General features: G+C 72.1%; 14 protein-coding genes. All 14 read left to right on the top strand.

Features of this window, described 5'->3' with window-relative positions; all coding sequences use genetic code 11:
* Positions 1-297 precede the first annotated feature (297 nt).
* The 14 genes from nrdR (at position 298) to ACIPYS_RS25770 (ending at position 18,281) form a co-directional block, all read left to right on the top strand.
* Positions 298-795: a transcriptional regulator NrdR gene (gene nrdR / locus ACIPYS_RS25835; RefSeq protein ID WP_030396649.1), complete on the top strand. Its 498-nt coding sequence runs from the start codon at positions 298-300 to the stop codon at positions 793-795.
* 214 nt (positions 796-1,009) lie between these two features.
* Positions 1,010-3,904, top strand: coding sequence for a vitamin B12-dependent ribonucleotide reductase (locus ACIPYS_RS25830; protein WP_400750024.1), 2,895 nt, complete (start codon positions 1,010-1,012; stop codon positions 3,902-3,904).
* A gap of 135 nt (positions 3,905-4,039) precedes the next feature.
* A complete protein-coding gene (locus tag ACIPYS_RS25825) occupies positions 4,040-4,279 on the top strand; it encodes an RNA polymerase subunit sigma-70 (protein ID WP_093860279.1) in 240 nt (79 codons plus the stop codon).
* A 3-nt stretch (positions 4,280-4,282) separates the two neighbouring features.
* Entirely contained in the window at positions 4,283-4,837 is a 555-nt protein-coding gene (locus ACIPYS_RS25820) for a Clp protease N-terminal domain-containing protein (RefSeq protein ID WP_400750020.1), read from the top strand.
* 188 nt (positions 4,838-5,025) lie between these two features.
* Positions 5,026-6,843, top strand: coding sequence for a sensor histidine kinase (locus ACIPYS_RS25815; protein WP_400750017.1), 1,818 nt, complete (start codon positions 5,026-5,028; stop codon positions 6,841-6,843).
* Positions 6,840-7,286: a roadblock/LC7 domain-containing protein gene (locus ACIPYS_RS25810; RefSeq protein WP_400750014.1), complete on the top strand. Its 447-nt coding sequence runs from the start codon at positions 6,840-6,842 to the stop codon at positions 7,284-7,286. The genes ACIPYS_RS25815 and ACIPYS_RS25810 overlap by 4 nt, the downstream gene beginning before the upstream one ends.
* Complete coding sequence (locus tag ACIPYS_RS25805; protein ID WP_093860276.1) at positions 7,283-7,672, top strand: DUF742 domain-containing protein; 390 nt, start codon at positions 7,283-7,285, stop codon at positions 7,670-7,672. The genes ACIPYS_RS25810 and ACIPYS_RS25805 overlap by 4 nt, the downstream gene beginning before the upstream one ends.
* A complete protein-coding gene (locus ACIPYS_RS25800) occupies positions 7,653-8,318 on the top strand; it encodes an ATP/GTP-binding protein (RefSeq protein ID WP_093860275.1) in 666 nt (221 codons plus the stop codon). The genes ACIPYS_RS25805 and ACIPYS_RS25800 overlap by 20 nt, the downstream gene beginning before the upstream one ends.
* Positions 8,315-9,559, top strand: coding sequence for a cytochrome P450 (locus tag ACIPYS_RS25795; protein WP_093860274.1), 1,245 nt, complete (start codon positions 8,315-8,317; stop codon positions 9,557-9,559). Before ACIPYS_RS25800 ends, ACIPYS_RS25795 begins: the two co-directional genes overlap by 4 nt.
* 201 nt (positions 9,560-9,760) lie before the next feature.
* A complete protein-coding gene (locus ACIPYS_RS25790; RefSeq protein WP_093860273.1) occupies positions 9,761-10,972 on the top strand; it encodes a cytochrome P450 in 1,212 nt (403 codons plus the stop codon).
* A 253-nt stretch (positions 10,973-11,225) separates the two neighbouring features.
* Entirely contained in the window at positions 11,226-12,641 is a 1,416-nt protein-coding gene (locus ACIPYS_RS25785) for an ABC transporter substrate-binding protein (RefSeq protein ID WP_400750008.1), read from the top strand.
* Between the two features lie 283 nt (positions 12,642-12,924).
* Positions 12,925-13,917, top strand: a complete 993-nt coding sequence (locus tag ACIPYS_RS25780) for a carbohydrate ABC transporter permease (protein WP_400750005.1) — start codon at positions 12,925-12,927, stop codon at positions 13,915-13,917.
* Positions 13,914-14,831, top strand: a complete 918-nt coding sequence (locus tag ACIPYS_RS25775) for a carbohydrate ABC transporter permease (protein ID WP_093860270.1) — start codon at positions 13,914-13,916, stop codon at positions 14,829-14,831. Before ACIPYS_RS25780 ends, ACIPYS_RS25775 begins: the two co-directional genes overlap by 4 nt.
* Positions 14,832-15,083: 252 nt before the next feature.
* Positions 15,084-18,281, top strand: a complete 3,198-nt coding sequence (locus ACIPYS_RS25770; protein WP_400750001.1) for an Ig-like domain-containing protein — start codon at positions 15,084-15,086, stop codon at positions 18,279-18,281.
* The last annotated feature ends 139 nt before the right edge of the window (positions 18,282-18,420 follow it).

Raw genomic sequence — 18,420 nt, 5'->3', positions numbered from 1 at the left:
CTCGTATCGAAAGGTTGCGCCAAACACACGTTCGAGTGAATTATTCGGGAGTTGGCTGACTCGATCAAGGCTTTGTTGTACATCGATTAAATGTTCGATCGGAAATCGGCTCCGAGGGTATCGCGCGCGGCGACACGCCAGCACCCCTCCTTCGCTCCGAAACCTAGATGTAGTGGCTACAGTCCTCTCCGTGGCCCAGTACTTGTGGTCGAGGCCTCAAGATCGGGTTGCTCGCAGGGCCCTGGGATCGCATAGACTCGACCAAGTCCGCACGTCCTGCCAAGGAGGGATCCTCAGGTGCACTGCCCCTTCTGCCGGCACTCCGACAGCCGCGTCGTCGACAGCCGGACCACCGAGGACGGCAGCTGCATCCGCCGCCGCCGGCAGTGCCCGGACTGCGGTCGCCGATTCACCACGGTGGAGACGGCAGCCCTGATGGTCATCAAGCGCAGCGGCGTCACCGAGCCGTTCTCCCGGGAGAAGGTCATCTCCGGAGTCCGCAAGGCCTGCCAGGGCCGCCCGGTCACCGAGGACGCCCTCGCCCAGCTCGGCCAGCGGGTCGAGGAGTGCGTGCGGGCCACCGGCAACGCCGAGCTCACCACCCACGACGTCGGGCTCGCCATACTCGGCCCGCTCAAGGAACTCGACGTCGTCGCGTTCCTGCGCTTCGCCAGCGTCTACCAGGCGTACGACGGACTGGAAGACTTCGAGGCCGCCATCGCGGAGCTCCGCGCCGAGCAGCCCGCCACCGAGGCCGACGGCGCCTGCGTGCCCGTCGCCGCCGCCGCGCCCTAGCCGGCCCGGCCCCTCCACCGGCCCCTTTCCGGGGTCGGCGCAACTCCTTCGGTCCCCCGGGGCCGACGTGTGCCCGAAAACGGCGCACAGACCATGACAAAACGTGCGCGGTGGGTGAAGATCCCTGCCTGCCGCACACCGGAAGAGCGAACCAGCCGTGCCCGGACTTTTCGGTGCACTTCGGGCGTTTGCCCAACCAGGAGGAGGAACAGAAGTGACAGACACCACGAGCGGTTCCGCACGCGGGTCGAAGTCCGACCGGACCGCGGGCAAGGGTGCCGGCAAGGCACCCAAGGGCGGCCTGCGGATCGAGCGCATCTACACCACCCCTGGCGTGCACCCGTACGACAAGGTCCGCTGGGAGCGGCGCGACGTCGTCATGACCAACTGGCGTGACGGCTCGATCAACTTCGAGCAGCACGGCGTCGAGTTCCCCGACTTCTGGTCGGTCAACGCGGTCAACATCGTCACCTCCAAGTACTTCCGCGGCGCCCTCGGTACCCCGCAGCGCGAGTGGAGCCTCAAGCAGATCATCGACCGCGTGGTGCTCACCTACCGCGCCGCCGGCGAGAAGAACGGCTACTTCGCCACCCCGGACGACGCCGAGGTCTTCGAGCACGAGCTGACCCACGCCCTCCTCCACCAGGTGTTCAGCTTCAACTCGCCGGTCTGGTTCAACGTCGGCACCAAGCAGCCCCAGCAGGTCTCGGCCTGCTTCATCCTGTCCGTCGACGACTCCATGGAGTCGATCCTCGACTGGTACAAGGAAGAGGGCATGATCTTCAAGGGCGGCTCCGGCGCCGGCCTCAACCTCTCCCGGATCCGGTCCTCCAAGGAGCTGCTCTCCTCCGGCGGCAACGCCTCCGGCCCGGTCTCCTTCATGCGCGGCGCCGACGCCTCCGCCGGCACCATCAAGTCCGGCGGCGCCACCCGCCGCGCGGCCAAGATGGTCGTGCTCGACGTCGACCACCCGGACGTCGAGGCCTTCATCGAGACCAAGGTGAAGGAGGAGGAGAAGATCCGCGCCCTGCGCGACGCGGGCTTCGACATGGACCTCGGCGGCGACGACATCGCCTCCGTCCAGTACCAGAACGCCAACAACTCCGTCCGCGTCAACGACGAATTCATGACCGCCGTCGAGAACGGCACCGGATTCGGCCTGCGCGCCCGGATGACCGGCGAGGTCATCGAGACCGTCGACGCGAAGAAGCTCTTCCGCAAGATGGCCGAGGCCGCCTGGGCCTGCGCCGACCCCGGCATCCAGTACGACTCCACCATCAACCAGTGGCACACCTGCCCGGAGTCCGGCCGGATCAACGCGTCCAACCCCTGCTCCGAGTACATGCACCTGGACAACTCCAGCTGCAACCTCGCCTCGCTCAACCTGATGAAGTTCCTCCGCGACGACGACTCGTTCGACGCCGGGAGCTTCGCCAAGGTCGTCGAGCTGGTCATCACCGCGATGGACATCTCCATCTGCTTCGCCGACTTCCCCACCGAGAAGATCGGCGAGACCACCCGCGCGTTCCGCCAGCTCGGCATCGGCTACGCCAACCTCGGCGCCCTGCTGATGGCCACCGGCCACGCCTACGACAGCGAGGGCGGCCGCGCCCTGGCCGGCGCCATCACCTCCCTGATGACCGGCACCGCCTACCGCCGGGGCGCCGAACTCGCCGGTGTGGTCGGCCCGTACGACGGCTACGCCCGCAACGCGGCCCCGCACCAGCGGGTCATGAAGCAGCACGCGGACGCCTCGAAGGCCGGCGTGTCCTTCGACGAGCTGGACGCCCCGGTCTGGACCGCCGCCACCGCGACCTGGGACGAGGTCCTGCGGATCGGCGCGCAGAACGGCTTCCGCAACGCCCAGGCCTCGGTGCTCGCCCCGACCGGCACCATCGGTCTGATGATGGACTGCGACACCACCGGCGTGGAGCCCGACCTCGCGCTGGTCAAGTTCAAGAAGCTCGTCGGCGGCGGCTCGATGCAGATCGTCAACGGCACCGTCCCGCGCGCCCTCAAGCGCCTGGGCTACCAGGACGAGCAGATCGAGGCGGTCGTCGCCCACATCGCCGAGCACGGCAACGTGGTGGACGCGCCGGGTCTGAAGCGCGAGCACTACGAGGTGTTCGACTGCGCGATGGGTGAGCGCTCCATCTCCCCGATGGGACACGTCCGGATGATGGCCGCGATCCAGCCGTGGATCTCGGGCGCCATCTCGAAGACGGTGAACATGCCGGCCTCCGCGACCGTCGAGGACGTCGAGGAGATCTACTTCGAGGCGTGGAAGGCCGGCGTCAAGGCGCTCGCGATCTACCGCGAAAACTCGAAGGTCGGCCAGCCGCTCTCGGCCAAGAAGAAGGACGAGGAGAAGGCCGCCGCCGAGGCTCCCGCCGCGGTCGAGAAGGTCGTCGAGTACCGTCCCGTCCGCAAGCGCCTGCCCAAGGGCCGCCCGGGCATCACCACCTCCTTCACGGTCGGTGGCGCCGAGGGCTACATGACCGCCAACTCCTACCCGGACGACGGCCTCGGCGAGGTCTTCCTGAAGATGTCCAAGCAGGGCTCGACCCTCGCGGGCATGATGGACGCCTTCTCCATCGCCGTCTCGGTGGGCCTGCAGTACGGTGTCCCGCTGGAGACCTACGTCTCGAAGTTCACCAACATGCGCTTCGAGCCGGCCGGTCTGACCGACGACCCGGACCTGCGCATGGCGCAGTCGATCGTCGACTACATCTTCCGCCGCCTGGCGCTGGACTTCCTGCCGTTCGAGACCCGTTCGGCGCTCGGCATCCACTCGGTCGAGGAGCGTCAGCGCCACCTGGAGACGGGCTCCTACGAGCCGCTGGAGGCGGACGAGGAGCTGGACACCGAGACGCTTGCGCAGTCCGCCCCGGTGGCCGCGAAGCCGGTCGCCGTCCCGGCTCCGGCCCCGGTCGCCGCCCCGGCGCCCAAGGCCGCCCCGGCCCAGGCCCACAACTCCACCGAGCTGATGGAGATCCAGCTGGGCATGAACGCCGACGCGCCGCTCTGCTTCTCCTGCGGCACCAAGATGCGCCGCGCGGGCAGCTGCTACCTCTGCGAAGGCTGCGGCTCCACCAGCGGCTGCAGCTGAGCGCAGCCGCCGCCTCCCGAGTGAGGTGAGCCGGTACTGAAGGCGGGGCGAGGACAGCGATGTCCTCGCCCCGCCTTTTCGGCTTTTCTGTCAACTTTGGTTGACATCTCACCGGCGTCAACCTAGGTTGACAGTATGAACGAGAGCGGAGAACTGGCGGCCGCGGCGGCCAGTCGGGATCCGGCCGTGGGGCTCCGGGCGGTCCGGGCGTTGCGGGACCTGGCGGACCGGCTGGAGGGGTTGCAGGTCGGCAGCGCGCGGGACCAGGGCTGGTCGTGGCAGGACATCGCGGTCTGCCTCGGGGTGACCAGGCAGGCGGTGCACAAGAAGTACGCGCGGCGCGACGCCGGTGGAAGCGGGAAGGACGGGGACTGAGCGATGTTCGAGCGATTCACCGAGGAGGCCCGGCGGGCGGTCGGGCAGGCGGGGCGCGAGTCGGCGGAGCTGGGGCACGGGCACGTCGGGACCGAGCACCTGCTGCTGGCGGTCCTGGCCGAGCCGGCGGACCCGGCGGCCCGGGTGCTGATCGAGGCCGGGCTCGACCACACGGAGGCCCGGCGGGCCGTCGGTCGGCTGCTCGGGACGGGTGGCGACGCGCAGGCACTGGCCTCGATCGGGGTGGACCTGGAGGCGGTGCGCGAGGCGGTGGAGTCCGTGTTCGGGGCGGGGGCGCTGGACTCCCCGCCGCAGCCGGAACCGAGGCGGCGGGGGTGGTTCCGCGCCGAGGGTCGGAGCCCGTTCACCGCGCCGGCGCGCAAGGCGGTGGAACTGTCGCTGCGCGAGTCGCTGCGGATGAAGTCCGGGCACATCGCGGTCGGCCACCTCCTGCTCGGGGTGCTCCGTGAGGGGGAGGGGCTCGGGGCGCGGGTCGTCGCCGGCCACGGGCTGGACCTCGCCGAGGTGCGACGTGCGGTCGAGGTGGCGATGGAGTGAGGGGATGGAGGTGGATCGGTATACGGAGCGTGGCCGGAAGAGACTGACCGTCAACTTACCGTTTGAGCACATCGTCTGAATGGATATGATCGGCCGACTGCGTGAACCGAAACACCGCCCGGAGACGTTCCACGACGTCGGCCGGGCGGTCGCGCATTTGCCCGACTTCTGCCGAGGACACCGCACCGATGACAGAAACCACCAGCCCCGACGCTGGGCCCACCCGTCGATCCGACGTGCGCACCAGGGCCGTTGTGGCGGCTGCCGCCCTGCTGGCGGCGGTGGCCGGGCCGGTCGGGGTGATGCGGGCCTTCGACGCCGGGCAGCCGCTGACCGCGGCCGCCGTCGCGGCGGTCACCGTGCTCTGGCTGATCGCCGTCCGGCAGGCCGGCAGCGCCACCGAACGGGCCCGCCGGCTGGAGCTGGAACTGGGCCGGTGGGAGGGCGAGTCGATGACCGCCCTCGTGGTCGCCGGCGCCGCCAGGCAGAGCGAGACCGCCGCCAAGGCACGGGCCGGCGCCGCCGAGGCCGAGCGCGACGAGGCCAGGGCGGAACTCGCCCGGGCCGAGCAGGAGGTCGCCGCCGCCCGCGCGGAGGCGACCGGGGCCCGGGAACGGGCCGAGGCGGAGCGCGCCGAGCGGGCCGCCGTGGACCGGATCGCCGACGAGGTGCTGCCCGTCCTCGTGGCGCGGCTGCGGAGCGGCGCGACCGTGGACGCCGCCCTGGCCGCGCACCGCGACCACCCGCAGCGTCCGCTGCTGCGCGCCGTGGCGGAGGAGATCGGCCGCGGCGAGCGGCAGCGGGCCGCCGCCCTGGCGGTCTGCGCCACCGCGGCCGGCCGGGTGCAGGCCCTGGCCACGAGCATGCACGCGGAACTGCGCGAGATGCAGCACCGGCACGACGAGGAGGTCCTCGGCGATCTGCTGCGGCTGGACCACTCGACCGCCCAGGCGGGCCGGATGGCCGACAGCATCGCGGTGCTGACCGGCGCCCGTTCGGGCCGTCGCTGGGGCCGGCCGATCCCGGTGGAGTCGGTGCTGCGCGGCGCCCTCGGCCGGATCGGCGCCTACCAGCGGGTCAGGCTGCACAACGCGAGCACGGCGGCGGTCGCCGGGTTCGCCGCCGAGGGTGTGATGCACGCGCTCGCCGAACTGCTGGACAACGCGACCACGTTCTCCGCGCCGCCGGCCGAGGTGCACGTGTACGTCGAGGAGGTGCCGGCCGGCCTGGTCGTCACCGTCGAGGACAGCGGCCTGGGACTGAGCGACAGTTGGCTGCGCCGCGCCGAACGGGCCGTCTCCGCAGAGTCGCTGGACCTCACCACGCTGTCGGCGGGGACCCGGATCGGACTCGCGGTGGTCGGCGTGCTGGCCCGCAAGCACGGGCTGCAGATCTCCTTCCGCCCGTCGGCGCGGGGCGGCACCGGGGTGGTGGTGCTGATTCCGCAGCAGTTGGTCACGCATCCCGCGACGGTGCCGGCCCCCTTGCCCGCGCCGGTCGAGCGCGTGGTCGAGCGGGCGGTCGGTACGGGGCCGCGCCCCGCGCTCACTCCCGCCCGTCCGGCGCCCGCCGCGCCGGTCGCGCCCGCCGCTGCGGTGGCCGGTCCGCCCGCCGAACCGGCCACCGCCGCGCCCGCCGTCACCGACAGCGGTCTGCCGCAGCGCCGTCGCGGCCGGACCATGGCCGCCGCCTCCCCGGCGACGGCTCCCGCCGAGCGGCCCGCCCGTCCCGACGGGGCGACGGCGGCCGCCAGGCTGGGCGCCTTCCGCCGGGCCGCCCTGCCCGCAGCCACTGCCGCGCCTGCTGCCGCCGCCGTTCCCGCCGCAGCCGTGCCTGTTGCGGCCGCGTCCGCCGCCGCCGCGCCCGCCGCCGCCCCGAACCCCGCGCCCGCCGGTGCCCCCGCACCGGCCGAGGGCGCCGTACCGGTCCAGGACACCCCGGGCACGCGGTCCGCCGCGGACCGCGCGTCCGACGCCTCCCCCGTCACCGAGAAGGACTTCCGATGAGCAGTGCCACCGACCGCGACCTCGACTGGCTGCTGGAAAACCTGCTGACCAACACCCCCGGCACCCGGCACGCCCTGGTGCTGTCCGCCGACGGCCTCAAGCTGTGCCACACCTCCGGCCTCGGCAACGACCGGGCCGACCAGCTCGCCGCGATCGCCTCCGGTCTGCAGAGCCTGGCGCACGGCGCGTCGATCGAGTTCGGCGACGGCACCGGCGGTGTGCGGCAGTCGATGACCGAGTTCCACGGCGGAGTGCTGTGCATCGTGGCCGCCGGTGAGGGTGCCCACCTCGCCGTGGTCACGGACGAGGACGCCGACGTGGGTGTGGTCGGCCACAACATGCACGGGCTGATCGAGCAGATCGGCGTCCACCTCAGCGCGCCGGCCCGGGAGGGCGCGGTCGGGGCGGACGGCCCGGTGGCCGACGGGAGCGCCCGGGCATGAGCGGGCGCGGGGGGAACACCGACGGGCGGCCGGTCCGGCCGGGCCGGGACGACGACCCGGACCGCCTCTACACCATCACCCGGGGCCGCAGCCGGGCCCCGGAGAACGCGTTCGACCTGGTCACGCTGATCGTCGCCGAGCGGGAGCCGGCGTCGGGCATGCAGTCGGAGCACGCGCGCATCCTGCGGATGTGCGAGGCGCCGACCGCCGTGGTGGAGGTCGCCGCGGAGCTGGCGCTGCCGGTGTCGGTGGTGAAGATCCTCCTCGGCGACCTGCTGGAGGCCGGGTCGATCACCGCCCGCCACCCCCGGTTCGCCCCCAACAAGGCCCGGCTGCCCGATCTCGACACGCTGAAGCAGGTACTGCATGGACTCCAACGGCTCTGAGGGCCGGGACCCGCGGCCGAGCGGGCGGACACCGCTGCGCCGCACCGCCGACAACGCGCTGAAGATCGTCGTGGTCGGCGGCTTCGGCGTGGGCAAGACCACCCTGGTCGGCGCGGTCAGCGAGATCCGTCCGCTGAACACCGAGGAGACCCTGACCAGCGCCGGGGAGGGGATCGACGATCCCACCGGCGCCTGGGGCAAGCGGTCGACCACGGTCGCCTTCGACTTCGGCCGGATCACCCTCTCCGCGAGCCAGGTGCTGTACCTGTTCGGCGCACCGGGGCAGGAGCGGTTCTGGTTCCTCTGGGACCGGCTGTTCTCCGGCGCCCTGGGGGCCGTCGTGCTGGTGGACACCCGGCGGCTGGCGGACTCCTGGTACGCCATCGACCGGCTGGAGCACCACGGCACGCCCTTCGTCGTCGCCCGCAACAACTTCGGCGACCCGACCCACACCCTGGACCAGGTCCGGGAGGCGCTCGACCTGCCGCCCGAGGTGCCGTTGTTGGACTGCGACGCCCGGGACCGGGAGTCCGGCAAGCAGGTGCTGATCGAGCTGGTCCGCCACCTGACCGCCCGGGTCGAGGCCGAGACGGCGGGCACCCCCGCCTCCGCCGCCGCCCCCGTCCTTGAGGAGAGCACCCCGTGACCGAGCCCGCCGCCACCCCGCCGCCGGGCTGCCCGGCCCACGCCGGCGCCACCCCGTTGTACGGGCCGCGCTTCCAGACCGACCCCTCCCAGGTCTACCGGGAGATGCGGGCCGGGCACGGTCCGGTCGCGCCGGTCGAACTGGCCGGCGGGGTGCCGGCCTGGCTGGTGATCGGCTACCGCGAGCTCCAGTTGGTCACCGGCCAGCCGCAGCTGTTCGGCCGGGACTCCACCCGCTGGAGCGGCTGGGCGACCGTCGCCGAGGACTGGCCGCTCAAGCCGATGATGGCGCCGGTGCCGTCGATCCTCTACGCCGAGGGCGAGGAGCACGTCCGGCGTTCGGCGGCGGTCACCGACGCGCTGGCCGCCGTCGACCCGTACGAGCTGCGCAAGCACTGCGAGGAGCTGGCGGACCGGCTGATCGACGGGTTCGCCGGGCGCGGCGAGGCGGACCTGGTCGCCGAGTACGCCCACCGGCTGCCGCTGCTGGTGCTCTGCCGGGTGCTCGGGCTGAGCGAGGAGCAGGCCCCGGTGCTCATCGAGGGCCTGCTGACCATGCTGGACGGCGGCCCCGACGCGCCGGCCGGTGCGCAGCGGCTGCTCGCCGTGATGCTGGAGCTGGTCGAGGAGAAGGCGGCGCACCCGGGGGACGACGTCGCCTCGCGGATGCTGGCGCACCCGGCGGGTCTCAACCACGACGAGATCATGCGGGACCTGCGGGTGATGCTGATCGCCGGTCACCAGCCGACCTCGTACTGGATGTCCAACGCGCTGCGGCTGATGCTCACGGACGAGCGGTTCGCCGCCTCGTTGTCGGGCGGTCGGCGCAGCATCAGCCAGGCGCTGAACGAGGCGCTGTGGGAGGACACCCCGACGCAGATCTTCGCGGGCCGCTGGGCGACCAGGGACACCCAGTTGGGCGGGCAGCGGATCGCCGCCGGGGACATGCTGCTGCTGGGTTTCGCGGGGGCCAACGCGGACCCCTCGGTGCGGCAGTCGGACGGGCGGCCGGCCGAGGGCAACCGGGCGTACCTGAGCTACTCGTACGGCGAGCACGGCTGTCCGTTCCCGGCCCAGGAGGCGGCCGAGGTGATCGCGACGACGGCGGTCGAGGTGCTGCTGGACCGGCTGCCGGACCTGCGGCTGGCGGTGGCCGAGCACGCGTTGGTGTGGCGGCCGTCGGCCTGGGTGCGCGGGCTGGTGGCGCTGCCGGTGTCGTTCGCCCCGGGATACGCGGGCTGAGTCCGCTTCCCGGCGCGGGCCGGGTCCGGGCCGGGGCCGGCAGCTTCCGCGGCCGGCCTGGTCCGCGGCCGACCTGGTCCGCGGCCGGCCTGGTCCGGATCCCGGCCCGGATCCCGGCCCGGGTCCGGCCCGGGATCCGGGAGCCCCGGTGGTGCCGGGGTCGCTGTACCGCTTCACCAGAACCGAAGGAGTGCTGTAGCCATGACCGCCCCCGCCCCGTTCGTCCTCGACCCGCTGGCCCGCGACAACGCCGCCGAGGGCGCGCTGCTGCGCGCCGCCGGTCCGGTGGTGCCGGTGGAGCTGCCCGGTGGCGTGTCCGCCTGGGCCGTGACCCGGCACGCGCCCGCCCGTGAGCTGCTGACCGATGCCCGGCTGGTGAAGGACGCCCGGCACTGGGCGGCGTTCCAGCGCGGCGAGGTGCCGAAGACGTGGCCGTTGATCGGTCTGGCGGTGCCCGGTCCGAGCATGGTGACCACCGACGGCGCGGAGCACCGGCGGCTGCGGGCGCTGGTGGCGCACGCGTTCACCCCGCGCCAGGTGGAGCTGATGCGTCCGCGGGTGGAGGAGATCACCCGGGACCTGCTGGACACCCTGGCGGCGGGGGAGCCGGTGGTGGACCTGAAGTCCGCCTTCGCGTTCCCGCTGCCGATGACGGTGATCTGCTCGCTGCTCGGGGTCCCGGAGTCGGAGCACGCGCTGCTGCGCGACCTCTACGAGCGGTTCTTCGGCGCCCGCCCGAATCCGGAGGGCATCCAGGCGACCATCGCCGGGCTGAACGCCTTCGTCAACGGGGTGGTGGCGCAGCGCCGTTCGGCCCCCGGTGAGGATCTGGCGAGCGTGCTGCTGCAGGCCGACACCGAGGGCGGTGCGCTGACCGACGCGGAGGCGGCGGCCACCCTGCGGGTGATCATCGCGGCGGGTCACGAGACCACGGTGAACCTCATCGGCAACGCGGTTCGGGCGCTTCTTGCCCATCCGGACCAGCTGGCGCTGGTGCGGGCGGGCAAGGTCGGCTGGGACGCGGTGGTGGAGGAGTCGCTCCGCTGGACGCCGCCGACCAGCAACTTCCTGTTCCGGTTCACCACCGAGGAGGTGGCGGTGGGCGACACGGTGATTCCGGCCGGGGAGCCGGTGCTGGTGTCCTACAACGCGATCGGCCGGGACCCGGCGCAGCACGGGGTGACGGCCGAGGTGTTCGACGTGACCCGGGACCCGATCCGGCACGTGTCGTTCGGTCACGGCCCGCACGTCTGCCCGGGGTCGCCGTTGGCCCGGTTGGAGGCGGGGATCGCGCTGCCGGCGCTGTTCGAGCGCTTCCCGGGGCTGTCGTTGGCGGTGCCGGACGAGGAGCTGCGGCCGAGCGGCTCGCTGGTGGTGAACGCGCTGAAGGAGCTGCCGGTCCGGCTGTTCTGACGGTCGGGGCGGCCGGTCGGCGGGAGCGCCCGGAATGCCCGGCCGTCGGGCCCCGTGGGTGCCCGGCGGCCCGGGTCACAACTGGGGCACGCGGTGGTGAAGGGCGTGCCCGGACCTTGGCGGCAGGTCCCGGCTGCGTTACCGTCGTCGGATCGGCCGGCCGCCGCGTCCATGTCGAACGTCGAACTCCGGTACAGCGCAATGCCGTTCTGTCGCACAGCCGAGCGTTCACGCCCCGGCGAGGAGGACCGCGTTGACTTCCACCCCGACCGTGCCGTCCATCACCGTGCCGCCCCCGTTCTCCGCCCGTCGTCGTCGCCGTCCGGTGGCGGCGGTCGCCCTGCTGGCCGTCGCGGCCCTGACCGCGGCCTGTTCCAACAGCACCGACAGTTCGGGAGGTTCGGGTGGGGGCGGGGGCCAGACCCTGTCCGGCGACTGCGCCCGCTACCAGCCCTACGCCGGCCACGCGGGCACCACGGTGACGGTGTTCGCCTCGATCCTCAGCCCTGAGTCGGACAATCTGGAGAAGTCCTGGGCCGACTTCGCCCGGTGCACCGGTATCCGGATCAGTTACGAGGGCAGCAACGACTTCGAGTCCCAGCTGCCGGTGCGGGTGAGCGGCGGCAACGCCCCGGACTTCGCGATCATCCCCCAGCCCGGTCTGCTCGCGCAGATGGTCAAGAGCGGCAAGGTGGTCAAGCCGCCGCAGCAGACCGTGGCGAACCAGGAGAAGTGGAGCCCGGTCTGGAAGACCTACGGCTCGGTCAACGGCACCTTCTACGCGGCGCCGATGAGCGCCAACATGAAGTCCCTGGTCTGGTACTCGCCCAAGACCTTCAAGCAGGCCGGTTACGAGGTCCCGAAGACCTGGGCCGACCTGATGGCGCTCAGCGACCGGATCGCCAAGGCGGGCGGCGGCGCCAAGCCGTGGTGCGGCGGCATCGCCTCCGGCACGGCCACCGGCTGGCCGGCCACCGACTGGCTGGAGGAGGTGGTCCTCGGCACGTACGGCGGCGAGGTCTACGACCAGTGGGTGAACCACCAGGTGAAGTTCTCCGACCCGAAGATCGCCACGGCGATGCGGACGGTCGCCGACTGGATGCAGAACCCGGCCTGGGTCAACGGCGGCTACGGTGACGTGAAGTCGATCGCCACCACGACCTTCCAGGACGCCGGCACGCCGATCCTCACCGGCAAGTGCCTGATGCTGCAGCAGGCTTCGTTCTACAAGGCGCAGTGGCCCAAGGACACGAAGATCGGCCCGGACGGCGACATCTTCGCCTTCCACCTGCCGGCGGTGAACCCCTCGGTGCCCAACCCGGTCGAGGGCGGCGGCGAGTTCCTCACCGCGTTCGCGAGCCGGCCCGAGGTGCAGGCGGTGCAGAACTACCTGTCCAGCTCGGACTGGGCGAGCAGCCGGGTGAAGGCCGCGACCGGGTGGGTTTCGGCCAATCAGGGTGTGGACAAGAGCCTGTACACCGATCCGATCGACCGGATCTCCGCCGACGCGCTGACCGACCCGGCGGCGACCTTCCGGTTCGACGGTTCGGACCTCATGCCGGCCGCGGTCGGTGCCGGGCAGGAGTGGAAGTCGCTCACCGCCTGGTTCGCCGAGGGGCAGTCGATCCAGAAGACCGCCGCGGACATCGACGCCGCCTGGCCGCAGTAGCGGCGCGCGTCGCAGGACCACCTGCCGAAGGGCGGTGCGGGGCCACCCACCCGCACCGCCCGCCCCCTCCGCTTCCGGCTGCCTCCCGGTCCGGTGCGTTCGTGGCCGTGGTCCGTCGCGTACGCCGTCCGGTGCGGCCGGGTCCCGGGACGTCGGCTGCCCGGTTCCCCTGCCTCCCGGGTGCCCTGCTTCCCGGTTCCCCTGCTTCTGGTTCCCCCGCTCCCCGGTAACCCCGCTCCCCGGTAACCCCGTTCCGCCTCCCGTTGGGAAAGGACGTGACGCCATGTCCCTCGCCGCCGGTGCCTGGGGCGACGCGATGGTCAAGTTCGGCAACGGCCTCGGTGCGATCGCCGGCTTCCTCGGCATCCTGTTGCTGGTCTTCCTGGTCGCCGGCCGCGCCTCCGGCCGGATCGCCCGCCCGCTGGCCGTGCTGGTGCTGCTCGGCCCGGCGCTGGTCCTGCTGCTGCTCGGCCTGGTCGCGCCGCTGGTCCGCACCGTCTACCTGAGCCTGTACAGCGACGACAGCAGCCGCTTCGTCGGCGGCGAGAACTTCGGCTGGGCCCTCACCACCGGCTCGGTGCGCGAGGTGCTGGTCAACACGCTGCTCTGGCTGGTGATCGCCCCGCTGGCGGCGACCGGGCTCGGGCTCGTGCTGGCCCTGCTGGTGGACCGGATGCGCGGCCAGGCGGTCTACAAGTCGCTGATCTTCATGCCGATGGCGATCTCCCTGGTCGGCGCCTCGATCATCTTCAAGTTCGTCTACGAGTCGCGGGACCACTCGCAGCGGCAGATCGGCCTGCTCAGTCAGCTGGCGATCTGGCTGGGCTGGGACGACCCGCCGAACTGGATGCTCGCCCAGCCGCTCAACACCTTCCTGCTGATGGCGGTCATGGTGTGGGTGCAGACCGGCTTCGCCATGGTGGTGCTGTCAGCGGCGATCAAGGCGATCCCGGACGAGGTCACCGAGGCGGCCCGGCTGGACGGCGCCCAGGGGCTGCGGCTCTTCCGGCACATCACCGTGCCGATGATCCGCACCACGGTGGTGGTGGTGCTGACCACGGTGATGATCACCACGCTGAAGGCCTTCGACATCGTCCGCACCATGACCGGAGGCAACTTCGGCACCCAGGTGCTGGCCAACGAGATGTACTCGCAGTCCTTCGTCCAGTTCAACACCGGACGGGGCAGCGCGCTGGCGGTGATCCTCTTCCTCGCGGTGCTGCCACTGGTGGCCTACAACATCCTCCAGCTGCGCAAGGAGCGTGCGGTCCGATGAGCGTACGGCGGGACGGCGGCGCCGTCCGGAAGGCCTTCTCCGCACCGCTGGCCTCGGTGTTCGTGATCGTGGTGACGGTGCTGTGGACCGTGCCCACCTTGGGGCTGCTGGTCACCTCGCTGCGTCCGAAACGGGACGTCACCGCGGACGGCTGGTGGAACGCCCTGCTCCACCCGGACCTCGGGCTGGACAACTACCACACCGTGCTGTTCGAGGGCGGCTCCGGCGTCTCCACCGGTCTGATGCCCTTCCTGGTGAACTCGCTGGCGATCAGCGTCCCGGCCACGCTCTTCCCGCTGGCGCTGGCGGCGATGGCCGCCTACGCGCTGGCCTGGGTGCGCTTCCGGGGCAGCGACACCTTGTTCTTCGTGGTCTTCGCGCTCCAGGTGGTGCCGCTGCAGATGGCGCTGATCCCGCTGCTCCAGCTGTTCTCGGGCGGTGCGCACCTGGGCTCGCTGACGCTGCTGCCGGCGCTCGACCTCAAGGGCACCTACGCGCCGGTGTGGCTGGCGCACACCATGTTCGCGCTGCCGCTGGCGATCTTCCTGCTGCACAACTTCATCGCCCAGCTTCCCCGTGACCTTATGGAGGCGGCGGTGGTGGACGGCGCCTCGCACTTCAAGATCTTCCGTTCGATCGTGCTGCCGCTCTGCACGCCCGCGCTGGCCTCGTTCGCGATCTTCCAGTTCCTCTGGGTCTGGAACGACCTGCTGGTGGCGCTCACCTTCGCCGGTGGCACCCCGGAGGTGGCGCCGATGACGGTCCGGCTGGCGCAGCTGTCCGGGTCCTTCGGCGGGCGGTGGGAGCTGCTGACGGCGGGGGCGTTCCTGTCCATCGTGATTCCGCTGGCGGTGTTCTTCGCGCTCCAGCGCTACTTCGTGCGCGGGCTGCTGGCCGGTTCGGTCAAGGGCTGACACCGTTCCGCCCGTTCCGCCCGGCCGGCCGTTCTGCTCGGTCGGCCTGATTCGCCTGGTCGCCCGTTCCGCCCGGCCGCCCGTTCCGCCCGGCCGCCCGGTCGGCCTGTTCGCCCGCTGCCCGGTGCTGCCCGCGGGAACGTCAGGGTTCAGGCCGTTCCATGGCGAATGTGACGATTTCGTGGACACGATCGGTGGGTTGCCGGTACACCGTTAGGGGCTGGTCGGCCGAGATGACACAGGGGGGCGGTCATGGCAGACACGGGCACACGCCTGGGCGGGCGCACGGACAGACACGGTGGCGGTCGGAGCGCCGGGCGCGTAGGAGGGCGGTGGTGGCGCCGGGCCGGAGTCCTGCTGGCCGCCCTGACCACGGCGGCGGCGGTGGTGGCCGGGCCGGGCGCGCCCCCGGCGGAGGCCGTCACGGCGACGCTCGGCAGTACGGCGGTCGGCACCGCCACCGACACGGCCGACTCCAACTACCTCAACGCCTCGCGGTACGTGACCGGTTCGGCCGGCGGAACGGTCAGCAGCGTCTCGGTGTACGTGGACGGCGTGGACGCCGCGCCCAACAACCGCTTCCAGACCGCGATCTATCAGGACAACGGCGGCAGCCCGGGCGCCCTGCTGGCGAGCAGCGCGACCGCCACCCTCACCGGACCGGGCTGGAACACCGTCCCGCTGACGGCGAGCCTGACCGCCAACACGCCGTACTGGCTGGCCTACAACACCAACGGCTCCGGTCCGGCGGTCAACAACCTGCGCTACAGCCCGGGCGGCACCAGCGTGTACGGCAACGGCGGCCTGGCGTTCGGCAACTGGCCGGCCACCGCGGGCGCGGTCACCAGCAGCGGGCTGAGCTTCTCGATCTACGCCACCTACACCACCGAGGCGGCCCCGCCGCCCCCGCCGCCGAGCGCGGGCCCGGGCGCCGAGGGCCCGATCCTGCTGGTCACCAGCCAGGCCAATCCGTACACCCGGTACCTGGCCGAGATCCTCAAGGCCGAGGGCCTGAACGCCTACCGCCAGGTGGACGTCTCGGCCGTGACCGCGTCGGTGCTCGCCTCCGCCGACGTGGTGCTGCTCGGTGAGATGCCGCTCACCGCCGCCCAGGCCGCGCTGTTCACCAACTGGACCAACGGTGGCGGCGAACTGGTCGCGATGCGCCCGGACCGGCAGCTCGCGCCGCTGTTCGGGCTCACCCCGGCCACCGGCACCCGCGCCGACGCCTACCTCAAGGTGAACACCGGTGCCGCGCCCGGCGCCGGGATCACCGGTGACACCATGGGCTACCACGGCCCCGCGGACCTCTACACGCTGAACGGCGCCACCGCCGTCGCCACGCTGTACAGCGACTCCGCGACCGCGACCGCCAACCCGGCGGTCAGCCTGCGCACGGCCGGCAGCGGCCGCGCCGCCGCGTTCAGCTACGACCTCGCGAAGTCGGTGGTGCAGACCCGGCAGGGCAACGCCGCCTGGGCCGGCCAGCAGCGCGACGGCGTCGACGGCTACGAGGCCAGCGAGATGTTCTTCGGCACCGGCGGCCAGCCCGACTGGAACGACCTGGACAAGGCGCTGATCCCGATCGCCGACGAGCAGCAGCGGCTGCTCGCCAACCTGCTCACCCAGCTCGCCTCCACCGACCGGCCGCTGCCGCGCTTCTGGTACTTCCCGCGCGACGTCAAGGCCGTGGTGGTGATGACCGGGGACGACCACGGCGTGGGCGGCACGGCCGGCCGCTGGGACGGCTACATCGCGCAGAGCCCGCCCGGCTGCTCGGTCGCCGACTGGGAGTGCGTCCGCGGTTCCTCCTACATCTACACGGACGACCCGCTCACCCCGGCCCAGGCGAAGGCGTACAGCGACCAGGGCTTCGAGGTCGGCGTGCACGTCAGCACCAACTGCCGCCCCTGGGGCAGCACCTCCGTCCTGCAGGGCTACTACCGGGACCAGCTGGCGGCCTGGCGGGCCAAGTACCCGAACCTGCCGAACCCGTCGAGCAGCCGCACCCACTGCGTGGAGTGGGACGACTGGGCCACCCAGGCGAGGACCAAGCTCGCCAACGGGATCCGGCTGGACACCGACTACTACTTCTACCCGTCGAACTTCACCCAGGACCGGCCCGGCTACTTCAACGGCACGGCGCAGATCATGCGCTTCGCCGACACCGACGGCAGCGTGATCGACGAGTACCAGGCCACCACCCAGCTCACCGACGAGTCCGGCCAGTCGTACCCCGGCACCGTCGACACCCTGCTCGACGCCGCGTACGGGGCCAAGGGCTACTACGCGGCGCTGACCGCCAACATCCACACCGACTTCGCCGCCTCCGCGGCCTCGGACGCGGTCGTCGCCGCCGCCAAGGCGCACGGCGCCCCGGTGGTCTCCGGCCGGCAGATGCTCACCTGGCTGGACGGGCGCAACGCCTCGGCCTTCACCGGGCTGGCCTGGAACGGGAGCACGCTGACCTTCGGCATCACCGGCGGGGCCAACGGACTGCGCGCCATGCTGCCGGTCGACGCGGCCGCCGGGACGCTGACCGGGATCACCTCGGGCGGCCACCCGGTGCCGTACCGGGTCGAGACGGTCAAGGGCATCGCCTACGCGTTCTTCGACGGCGCGGTCGGCTCGTACAGCGCGAGCTACGGGCAGGACACCACCGCGCCCACGGTGATCGGCACCAACCCGGCCGGCGCCGCAGCCGGGGTGGCCCCGGGCACGGCGGTGCGGTTCTCCTTCAACGAGCCGCTGGACCCGGCGAGCGTCGGCGGCGGGTCCGTCACCCTGCGGACCACGGCCGGCGGGGCGGCGGTCGCGGGGTCGGTGGCCCATGACGCGGCGGCGAACGGGGTGGTGTTCACGCCGGCCGCCCCGCTGGCGCTCACGACCGGGTACACCGCGACCGTCCAGGGCGTCCGGGACCGGTCCGGGAACGCCCTGGCCGCCCCGTACACGTTCTCCTTCACCACCGGGGGAGCGGAGCCCCGGACGATCGGGAACACGGCCGTGGGGTCGCTGGTCGACGACACCGACTCCAACCACCTGAACGGCAGCCGGGTGACCACCGGGGCCGATCCGGCGGCGCTCACCGCGCTGAGCGTGCACGTCGGGCCGATCGCCGCGGCGCCCAACAACCGGTACCAGTTGGCCGTCTACACCGACGCGGGGGGCTCGCCGGGCACGCTGGTGGCCGCCACGGCCTCGGGCACGCTGACCGCCAACGCGTGGAACTCGCTGCCGGTGAACCTCACCCTGAGCGCCAACACCTCGTACTGGTTCGTCTACAACACCAACGGCACCAGCACCACGGTGAACAACATGAACTACTCGACCGGCACCGCCGGGCAGGGGGCGTACAGCAACACGGTGGTGCCGTTCGGGACCTGGCCGGCGGACTTCGGGCCCGCGGTGAAGGACTCCTTCCGCTACTCGCTCTACGGGACGTACTGACGCCGGCGCGCTTCGTCCGCGGCTCCTCCCGGTACCTCCCCGGCTTCGGGCCGGGCTCTGTCACAGGGGTGTGACAGAGCCCGGCCCGGTGTTTTTGAACCTGTTCAGAATGGTCTACAGTCGGCTTCGGCCGTGGTGC

Origin of the sequence: Kitasatospora sp. NPDC089913 (assembly GCF_044748625.1) — a bacterium.
In the GTDB taxonomy this organism is placed as follows: domain Bacteria; phylum Actinomycetota; class Actinomycetes; order Streptomycetales; family Streptomycetaceae; genus Kitasatospora.
This window is presented reverse-complemented; position numbering and strand designations above follow the sequence as displayed.